Raw genomic sequence first — 10000 nt, 5'->3', positions numbered from 1 at the left:
GTTTTGATACATTACAGGTTTGTACAGGTTATAACTATAAAGGACAAAAAATTCAACATTTACCATACAATATCGAACCTGAAAATGTTACTCCAATTTTCACCGAAATGAAAGGTTGGAAAGCAGATTTAACTGGAATGACATCGTATGATGAATTACCACAAGAATTAAAAACATACATCGAATTCATTGAAAAAGAAGTTGAAGTACCAATCAAAGTAATCTCAGTTGGACCAGACAGAAAACAAACGATAATGAAATAATTACTAAAAACGCTTTCAATTGAAAGCGTTTTTTTATGCTCTTAAATGATAAAATATTCTTAATTATCAATGGCTTTTCGAGTTTTTACTTAAATTTGGCTCAAAATAAATCCGACTTGAAAAACACATTTTTATACATAGCCTTTTTATTGCTAACGATAACCTTTTCGACAGCACAAGAAAAGAAAAAAATCATCATTGAAAACTCTGATTTCGTAGATATGAATCAGACCGAAATTCCGGGTGCTATCGTATTCACTGGAAATGTTCGTATTATCCACAACGGAGTAAGAATGGTATGCAACAAAGCCTATCATTTTAAAGATGAAAATTATGTAAAAGCATTCGGAAACGTTCAAATGAATCAAGGGGATACCATTACCATGAACAGCCGTTATGCAGAATACAACGGTGATAAAGAATTTGCTTTTGCCACTGGTGATGTTGTTTTGCGTTCGCCAGAATCTACACTCACAACAGATACGGTTTATTTCGATAAGAAAAACCAACAAGCATTTTACAACACTTATGGAACCATTCGTAATAAAGAAAATACCTTAAGAAGTAAATCGGGGCGCTATTATGTAGACCAAAAAAAATATAAATTTACTACAGCAGTAACAGTTACGAATCCTGAAAGTACCATCAAAACCAATAACTTAGATTATTACGAAAATTCAGGTCATGCTTATGTTTTTGGACCTTCTACCATAACTAGTAAAGAAAACGTAATTTACACCGAAAACGGATTTTACGATACTACAAACGATATAGGAAAACTTTCTAAAAACTCCAAAATTACGCTCGATAATAAAATTATTGAAGGCGATGATTTGTATTACGACCGAAAGAAAAATTATTCAAGAGGTATCAACAATGTAAAAATTACCGACACCATCAACAAGGTAATCGCTACAGGTCATTACGCAGAATTGTACCGCAATGCAGCGACCAAAAAAGACTCTATGATTTTGACCAAAAGAGCTTTAGTAAAAACATTGGTAGAAAAAGATACTTTGTTCATGCACGGAAAAAAAATTATTGTATCCGGTCCGCAAGAAGACCGTGTGATTCGTGCTTTCAACAATGTGCGTTTTTATAAAAGTGATATGAGTGGAAAATGCGATTCGCTTCATTCCAACAATAAAACACAATTGACGAAAATGATTGGAAAACCTATTCTTTGGAACAACGAAAACCAAATGACAGGCGACATCATGCATCTTATCGGAAACAACAAAACACAGAAATTAGATTCATTAAAAGTGCTCAATAACGCCTTTATTATCCAAAAAGACAGTCTTAGTAAAAATGGTTACAACCAAATAAAAGGGCAAAATTTGTATGGAAAATTTGTGGATAGCAAACTAAAAGAAGTCGATGTTGTCAAGAATGCCGAAGTCATTTATTACATGTACAACGATGCCAATGAGTTCATCGGAATTAACAAAACGGTTTGTAGTAAGATTAACTTGGAATTAGAGGAAAATAAAATCGATGCGATAACTTTCTTCACTAAAACCGATAGTCACATTTATCCTGAAGCCGATTTCCCTGAAAACGCTCGAAAACTGAGAGGTTTCTTATGGCGCGGTGATGAACGGATTTTAAGTAAAGACGATATTTTCCCTGCAGAAGAAATTGCTTTAGACGATAAAATTCAAATCGAAGCTAAAAAGAAAGCTATTGCTGCTGAAAAACCAATGGAAATCCAAAAAGAAACATTGGAATACGACGACAATAAAAAAGCCGAAGAAAAGAAAACTGAGAAAAAAACCGAAGTAAAGAAAAAAACAACCCCAAAAAAATAATCAATTAAATGGTTAAAGAAATTAACTCATTTTCAGTTAAACAATTTAACACATTAACGATTCTACAACAAAATGATTGAAGATTTTTTTAAATACCAAGCACAAACCTCACCTCACCCATTAGCTATGGAAATTTCCCACGCTAAGGGTTCTTATATTTACGATACTGATGGCAATGCCTATTTAGACATGGTTGCCGGAGTTTCAGCAAACACATTAGGACATCAACCACAACGAGTAAATGATGCCATCAAAAAACAATTAGACACCTATTCTCATGTGATGGTGTATGGCGAATATGCCCAACATCCAGCAACAGAATTATGTAAATTATTAGCCGAAAATCTTCCTTATCCACTTACGAAAACGTATTTGGTAAACTCAGGAACGGAAGCTATTGAAGGTGCATTAAAATTAGCTCGAAGAGTTACAGGCAGAAGTCAGTTAATTTCATGTCACAATGCGTATCATGGCAACACTATGGGAAGCATGAGCGTAATGGGATTCGAAGAACGCAAACAAATTTTCCGTCCTTTAATTCCTGATGTGGATTTTATTACGTTCAATAATGAAGCCGATTTAGAAAAAATCACCACTAGAACAGCAGGTATTTTATTAGAAACGATTCAGGGTGGTGCTGGTTTTATTGAACCGCAAAACGATTTTCTAAAAAAAGTACGCCAACGTTGTAATGAAGTGGGCGCTATTATGATATTAGATGAAATCCAACCTGGATTCGGTCGTACCGGAAAACTTTTCGGATTCCAAAACTACGATGTTATTCCTGATGTAGTAGTGATGGGAAAAGGAATGGGTGGCGGAATGCCTATTGGAGCTTTCACCGCTTCAGCCGAAATGATGGATTTACTAAGTCATGATCCAAAACTTGGACATATTACCACTTTTGGCGGACATCCTGTCATAGCGGCAGCGAGTTTGGCAACATTACAAGAAATAACGGAAACCAATTTAATGGCTGAAACTTTAGAAAAAGAACAACTTTTCAAGAAGTTTTTAGTGCATCCATTAATCAAGGAAATACGCGGTCGAGGGCTTATGTTAGCAGCGATGACGGATTCACCTGAGATAACCAATGAAGTAATTTTACGCTGTCATAAAAGAGGTGTTATTTTATTTTGGCTCCTTTTCGAAGGTTGCGCTGTTCGAATTACACCGCCATTAACCATTAGTAATGAAGAAATTACAAAAGGTTGTGGCATTATTATTGAGGTATTAAATGAGATAGAAAAAGAAATGAAGTAGGAAGTTGGAAATAGGAACTAGATGTTTTTCACAACACAAATTCTATTTTGAAATTGATTTTTGACATTGCTCTTGCAATTGTAAATTGTTAATTAAATTGTTTAAAACAATTCGCCCCTAAAACCACTACCCCAATATTATTCCTTAATTTTAATAAGGATAAAATCATAAAACGAAGCGCTATGAATTTGAGTCACGAAGAAGAAGAAAACAGCTTGTCCTTATCTAAATTTGAATCGATGTTAAAAACCAACAAAGTTTTTTTCTTTGATTCAGAAGAATTTGAAGATATTATTCTTCATTATATGGATACTGGCCGATTGAATTTGGCTAAAAGAGCGCTTAAATTAGGTTTAGAACAACATCCAAAATCTACTGGATTAAAATTAGTTCAGGTAGAAATGTTGGTTTACGAAGACAAACTCGAAATTGCTGAAAAGTTACTGAACGAGTTATACGCTATCGAACCAACTAACGAAGAAATCTACATTCAAAAAGCCAACATTTACTCAAAAAGAGACGAACATGAAAAGGCTATTTCTTTTCTAAAAATCGCTTTGAAATATACTGATGATTATGCGGATGTCTATTCTATGATTGGAATGGAATATTTATTCATGGACAATTTGGAAATGGCGAAGGAAAATTTCATCAAGTGTTTAGATGAAGATACCGAAGATTACTCAGCACTTTACAACGTGGTCTATTGTTTTGATTTCTTAGATCAAAACGAAGATGCCATTGTTTATCTAAACAAATTCATTGATAAAAATCCGTATAGTGAAGTGGCTTGGCATCAGCTAGGTCGTCAATATTATGCGTTGAAAAACTACGAAAAAGCAGTTTGGGCTTTCGATTATGCAACTTTAATTGACGAAACCTTCTTAGGAGCGTACATGGAGAAAGCAAAATCGTATGAAAAGCTAAAAAAATATCAAGAAGCAATTGATTGCTATAACGTTGCATTAGAGTTAGACGATCCTTCTTCATTTGTTTTACTTCGTGTGGCAAAATGTTACGAACGTTTAGGAAACACCGAATTCGCATTAAATTATTACTTAAAAACAGTTCACGAAGATCCGTTGTTAGACAAAGGTTGGATTGCGATTACTGATTTTTACATTCGCCAAAAAAACTATCAAAAAGCATTGTATTACGTTAACAAAGCGATTGGAATTGATGGTGACAATTCGTTATACTGGAAACGTTTTGCAGCTGTAAATAGCGCCTTACATTTCTTTGAAGAAGCAGAATACGGCTATCGAAAAGCATTTGAATGCGGCGATATCAATTTAGACACGTTCACACTTTGGACGGATGTTTTACAATATTTAGGCGAGTTTGATACCGCTATCGAAATTCTTTTAGAAGCAAGTAGTGTTTTACCAGATGAATATGAAATCGAATACCGTTTGGCTGGATTGTATTTTCTTATGGACGATGTTACAAAAGGAAATCTTCATCTAATCAATGGAATGAAATTAGAACCAAAACATCTATCTTTGTTTCAAGAGTTATTCCCAGTAGTTTGGGAAAGAACAGAAGTTCAGAATACGATATCAAAGTTTAAAAAATAAAAAATTAACAACCCTTAATCCATTCCAAAGTAGCGATGCTTTGGAATTTTTATTGCAATGAGAAAACTATTTCCCGATTATCTAATTATTACGCTTAAAGGTTTAGCCATGGGAGCTGCCGATGTAGTTCCTGGTGTTTCTGGTGGAACTATTGCTTTTATTTCTGGTATTTATCAAGAATTGATTGATAGCATTAATAATGTGAATCTTTCGGTATTAAAAACATTAAAAAAAGACGGATTAAAAGCAGCTTGGGAACAAGTAAACGGTAGTTTTTTATTGGCTTTATTATCCGGAATCGGAATCAGTATTTTGACTTTTTCAAAAGTGATTACGCATTTATTAGAAACCCAACCCATTTTAGTTTGGTCATTTTTCTTTGGATTGATAATTGCAAGTATTACATTAATTTGGAAAGAAATTACAAGTTGGAAATTAGTCGATATTCTCTTTTTATTAATCGGAATTACGGTTTCTTATTACATTACCATTGCGCGACCAGTGAGTTCTCCCGATAGTTATTGGTATTTATTTTTATCTGGATTTATTGCCATTATCGCGATGATTTTACCTGGAATTTCAGGAGCCTTCATTTTGCTTTTAATGGGTTCGTATGAAACGGTTATTGGAACTATCAATACTTTTAGTAAAGGGTTAACCACAGCTAATTCTGAAATTCTAGTTTCAGCTTTATTAAAACTAGGTGTTTTTGCTATTGGAGCAATTATCGGCTTAAAATCATTTTCTAAAATATTGCATTGGATGTTTGCCCATCATAAAAACACCACATTAACCTTATTAGTAGGATTCATGGTTGGTTCTTTGAATAAAGTTTGGCCTTGGAAACAAGTTTTAGAAACCAGAATCAATAGTCATGGTGAAGTGGTGCCTTATATCGACAAAAGTATTTTACCTCAAAATTTCAATGGTGAACCGCAAATTGCCATGGCAGTTGTATTAGCCATTTTAGGATTTGTATTGATTTTTGGAATGGAAAAAATGGCAAGTAAATTGGGTAAAAACTAAAATTGTTAAAAAAAATAACATTCTTGTAACAAATAAAAACAAGAGTCTGATTATATTTGATAGATTGTAATTTTAACTCAATACCAATGAAAAAGAAAACAAAAAAACAGTTGAAATTTGGCTTAATTGGTCGAAACATAAGCTATTCTTTTTCAAAAAAATATTTCAATGAGAAGTTTGAAATTGGACATTTCGACAATTGCGAATACAAGAATTACGACATTGAAAGCATCAAAGAGTTTCCAAAAATAATTACAGAAATTAAAGGTTTACGAGGTTTAAACGTAACGATTCCCTACAAAGAAGAGATTATTCCGTATTTGGATAAATTATCAAAAACAGCTAAGAAAATTGGCGCTGTAAACTGCATAACCATTTCCAAAAAGAAAAAACTAAAAGGTTACAACACCGATTATCACGGATTCAAAAAATCGATACAACCTTTATTGAAAGAGCATCATAAAAAAGCATTGATTTTAGGAACGGGTGGCGCTAGTAAAGCCATTGCTTACGCTTTACGAAAATTAAAAATCGAATACGATTTTGTTTCTAGAACAGCTGATGAATTTCAATACAAATATGAAGAATTAGACGCTTCAATCTTCGAAGAGTACACGATTATCATCAACACTACTCCAGTAGGAACGCATCCAAATGTGGACGATTGTCCGAATTTAGATTACAGTTTATTTACTAAAAAACACATTGCCTACGACTTAATTTACAATCCAGAAGAAACTGCATTTTTAAAAAAGGCTAAAGCCCAAGGCGCCGTGACGAAAAACGGTTACGAAATGTTGGTTTTACAAGCGGAGAAAGCTTGGAAGATTTGGAATGAGTAAGTAAGCACGCGGATGACACGGGTTTTTAAGCGCGGATTATAGCTGATTTTCTTTTAAACACATAGACATATTAGAAAACTACGCGTTGATTTTAGGCGTTTCACTTTGCATAGAAAACATTTAATTGTGCGTTTACTCTGAAACACACAAAACCAAAACATCTTCAAAAAACCAATCCCAAGAAAGCCATTTAATAGCTATCTAACCCCGATAGGAGCGACACCTTGTATAGCGGATAGCGGGAAAATGGATGGCAAGAAAGCCCAAAACACTCGTTTCAAAGAAAATAAGCGATAATTAGTCGATTTTTTTTGAATTTTCGGAGTGCTTTACTATCTTCACACAATATTAGTAACCTTAAGCATTTATACAATGTCAGAAGCAACACATGATAACCTGCACAACGCAGATGGACAAGACCAAATGGAACAATTAGATGGTGTTACCATTATTAGTCAATCGGTATTAGAGGAAATAGACAATTCTAATGCAGAAGAAAGCGAAGATGATTCGATAAAAGAAAAGCACGAAATCCCAGTTTTGGATTACGATGCAATGTCGATGGAAGCCTTAACCGAGGAACTTGAAAAATTAGTTGAGAACGAAAAAGTAATGGCGATTAAAGACCATGTAGAAGGCATTAGAAAAGCTTTTTCGGACAAATACCACCATTTTATAGACGAGAAAAAAGAGGAATTCTTAGCTCAAAACAACGAAGACGGTTTAGATTTTGAGTATCACTTCCCTTTAAAAAATAAGTTTGATGGCATTTACAACGCATACAAAGCGAGTAAAGCGAAACATTTCAAACAATTACAAAACAATTTAGAACAGAATTTTGCGGTTCGTGAAAGCTTAATCGACGAGTTGAAAAACTTAATCGATTCAGGTGATACGAGCATTAGCGATATGTTCAAAAAAGTAAACGAAATTCGTGAGCGTTGGAAAAATGCAGGTGCAATTCCAAGAGATAAATACAACATCTTGTGGAACAACTACCATTTTCACATGGAGCGATTTTACGACATCATGCACTTAGACAAAGAAGCGCGTGATTTGGATTTGAAAAACAATTTAGAGCAAAAACAATTAATCATTGCTAAAGCTAAAGAATTGTTGAACGAAACTGACGTAATGAAAGCCTTCCGCGAATTGCAATTGTTACACCGCGTTTGGAAAGAAGAAATTGGTCCAGTAGATCGTGAACACAGAGAAGCGATTTGGAACGAATTCAGCGAAATTACGAAGCAAATGCACGATAAACGTGAAGCTTTATACGCAGAAGCGAGAGGAAAAGAAACCGAAAATTTAGCGATTAAAAACGAAATCATTTCGCAAATCATCGCTTTAGGAACCGAGAAAATCGATTCGCACAGTGGATGGCAAGCGCAAATTCAGAAAATGGAAGCGTTGCGTGATGCGTTCTTTAAAGCAGGAAAAGTGCCAGCGGAAGTAACGGAGGAAACTTGGGCTAACTTTAAAAATGCAGTTCGTTCTTTTAATGCGAACAAAAACGTTTTCTATAAAGACATCAAACACGAGCAACACGAGAATTTAACTAAGAAATTAGAATTAGTTGAAAAAGCAAAATCGTTAAAAGAAAGTACCGATTTCGCTGCGACTACTCCAATTATGAAGAAAATTCAGGACGATTGGAAGAAAATTGGACATGTGCCTCGTAAATATTCGGATAGCATTTGGAAAGATTTTAAAGATGCGTGTAATGCGTATTTTGATAGAATGCATGAAGCAAGAAATGCCGAAACTGGTGAAGAAGTAGAAGCATTTGAAAAGAAAAAAGCATTCTTAGAAGAGTTAAAATCATTCACTTTAACTGGTGAGCATAAAGCGGATTTAGATGCGATAAAAGCACACATTGCGACTTGGAAAACTTTTGGAAAAGTGCCTTTTAACAGAAGACACATTGAAGGAAAATTCAATAAAATTTTAGATGCCTTGTTTGAAAAACTAAGCATGTCTAAAAAAGATACCGAAATGATGCGTTTTAGCAACCGTTTAGAGCAATTATCGGAAGGTGACGACCGCAGAGCTTTAGAACAAGAGCAATTCTTCATCAGAAAGAAAATCGACGAAGTACAAAGCGAAATTTTCCAGTTAGAAAACAACATTCAGTTTATTAGCAGTAGTTCGAAAGGTGAAAATCCTTTTATTAAAGAAGTTCAGAAAAACATTGAACGCCACAAAGACGACTTGAAATTGTGGAAAGAAAAGCTACAACAAATTAAAAATATGTAAGATAGAATCCCGAGTTAAACTCGGGATTTTTTATTCTTCTATTTTTTCTATAATTTTATTTGCAATAAACAACATACCATTATCATTAGGATGTGATGCAATTGCTTGATCAATATATTCATTCCATGCATAATAATCACTAACATTTCTCATTTCTGAAATATCAACAAAAACATAATCTTCCTCTTCCGCTACTTCTTTCATTGCTTTATCCTTCAAAGATTCAACTACAAAAGGATTTCCATTTAAATCAAATTCATATTCATTCCAAACTGTTGAAACAATTATAATTTTACTTTTAGATTGCTTATAATGATTTATCATATTTCGAAAATCTTCTTTAAATCTATTTCTATTATTGTCACTTACATTTTCCCCTAATTTAAAAACAATATAATCATAAGATTTAGTTATAATTGGGGTAATTTGATTTAAATCATAATCTAAATTATTCTCCCAAACAGCAATATTAAGCTTATCTAATTCTGAATTTTCAAAATGATTTTTTAATCTACCACAGAAATCTAATTCTGGATGTGAAGCTGCCATTCCCCAATTTCCTAACCACTCACCACCTGGTTCTGCTTTAGTAATTGAATTACCTACCACCAATATAGATAATGGCTTACTAATATATGAATCATTTGAACAACTTACTATCAAAAGCGTAACAAATATTGTTTTTAATAATTTCATTTGAATCTTTTTTTGATTTAAAATATTATATGCAAGATTAATAGTGAACCCTGACATTTCCTTACGGAAAACCGTATTGCAATATTTATTTTGTAAATATCTTAAAATATTTTAAAAAGACACATATATGTGTCTAGTATTTTTTCAAGTATTGTTGAATTTTAATTCGTGGAAAATTTTGAAGAAATAGAAGTAATAAAATCAATTGGAGAGAGAATCAGACAGAAGAGAATTGAACTCAACCTGTCTCAAGAAACTTTATCTTA

8 protein-coding genes are annotated in these 10000 nt (G+C 33.4%); 7 read left to right on the top strand and 1 reads right to left on the bottom strand.

Annotation, left to right across the window (positions count from 1 at the left end):
* The 7 genes from LDL23_RS10000 to LDL23_RS09970 all read left to right on the top strand — a co-directional run.
* On the top strand, positions 1 to 263 hold a 263-nt coding region (locus tag LDL23_RS10000; protein WP_291265567.1), incomplete at its 5' end, for an adenylosuccinate synthetase.
* A 35-nt stretch (positions 264 to 298) separates the two neighbouring features.
* The gene (locus LDL23_RS09995; protein ID WP_291265566.1) at positions 299 to 2074 is read left to right on the top strand and encodes an OstA-like protein; all 1776 of its coding nucleotides are present in this window, start codon (positions 299 to 301) and stop codon (positions 2072 to 2074) included.
* A gap of 72 nt (positions 2075 to 2146) precedes the next feature.
* Positions 2147 to 3337 carry an aspartate aminotransferase family protein gene (locus LDL23_RS09990; protein WP_291265565.1) on the top strand — a complete coding sequence of 397 codons (1191 nt, stop codon included), beginning with the start codon at positions 2147 to 2149 and terminating at the stop codon, positions 3335 to 3337.
* Between the two features lie 182 nt (positions 3338 to 3519).
* The gene (locus LDL23_RS09985; RefSeq protein ID WP_291265564.1) at positions 3520 to 4914 is read left to right on the top strand and encodes a tetratricopeptide repeat protein; all 1395 of its coding nucleotides are present in this window, start codon (positions 3520 to 3522) and stop codon (positions 4912 to 4914) included.
* Between the two features lie 57 nt (positions 4915 to 4971).
* Entirely contained in the window at positions 4972 to 5940 is a 969-nt protein-coding gene (locus tag LDL23_RS09980; RefSeq protein WP_291265563.1) for a DUF368 domain-containing protein, read from the top strand.
* A gap of 86 nt (positions 5941 to 6026) precedes the next feature.
* Positions 6027 to 6782, top strand: coding sequence for a shikimate dehydrogenase (locus LDL23_RS09975; protein WP_291265562.1), 756 nt, complete (start codon positions 6027 to 6029; stop codon positions 6780 to 6782).
* Positions 6783 to 7154: 372 nt separating this feature from the next.
* Positions 7155 to 9038, top strand: a complete 1884-nt coding sequence (locus LDL23_RS09970) for a DUF349 domain-containing protein (RefSeq protein WP_291265561.1) — start codon at positions 7155 to 7157, stop codon at positions 9036 to 9038.
* A 30-nt stretch (positions 9039 to 9068) separates the two neighbouring features.
* Here the strand turns inward: LDL23_RS09970 and LDL23_RS09965 are convergent, their stop codons facing one another.
* Entirely contained in the window at positions 9069 to 9734 is a 666-nt protein-coding gene (locus LDL23_RS09965) for an SGNH/GDSL hydrolase family protein (protein ID WP_291265560.1), read from the bottom strand.
* Positions 9735 to 10000 lie beyond the last annotated feature (266 nt).

It is taken from the genome of Flavobacterium sp. (genome assembly GCF_020217025.1).
In the GTDB taxonomy this organism is placed as follows: Bacteria; Bacteroidota; Bacteroidia; order Flavobacteriales; family Flavobacteriaceae; genus Flavobacterium.
The sequence above is the reverse complement of the archived record's forward strand: the minus strand, read 5'-3'. Positions and strand labels throughout refer to the sequence as shown.

Coding starts and splice junctions, on each gene's coding strand:
- LDL23_RS09995 (WP_291265566.1), top strand. CDS start 299: ATGCTCTTAAATGATAAAATATTCTTAATTATCAATGGCTTTTCGAGT.
- LDL23_RS09990 (WP_291265565.1), top strand. CDS start 2,147: ATGATTGAAGATTTTTTTAAATACCAAGCACAAACCTCACCTCACCCA.
- LDL23_RS09985 (WP_291265564.1), top strand. CDS start 3,520: ATGAATTTGAGTCACGAAGAAGAAGAAAACAGCTTGTCCTTATCTAAA.
- LDL23_RS09980 (WP_291265563.1), top strand. CDS start 4,972: ATGAGAAAACTATTTCCCGATTATCTAATTATTACGCTTAAAGGTTTA.
- LDL23_RS09975 (WP_291265562.1), top strand. CDS start 6,027: ATGAAAAAGAAAACAAAAAAACAGTTGAAATTTGGCTTAATTGGTCGA.
- LDL23_RS09970 (WP_291265561.1), top strand. CDS start 7,155: ATGTCAGAAGCAACACATGATAACCTGCACAACGCAGATGGACAAGAC.
- LDL23_RS09965 (WP_291265560.1), bottom strand. CDS start 9,734: ATGAAATTATTAAAAACAATATTTGTTACGCTTTTGATAGTAAGTTGT.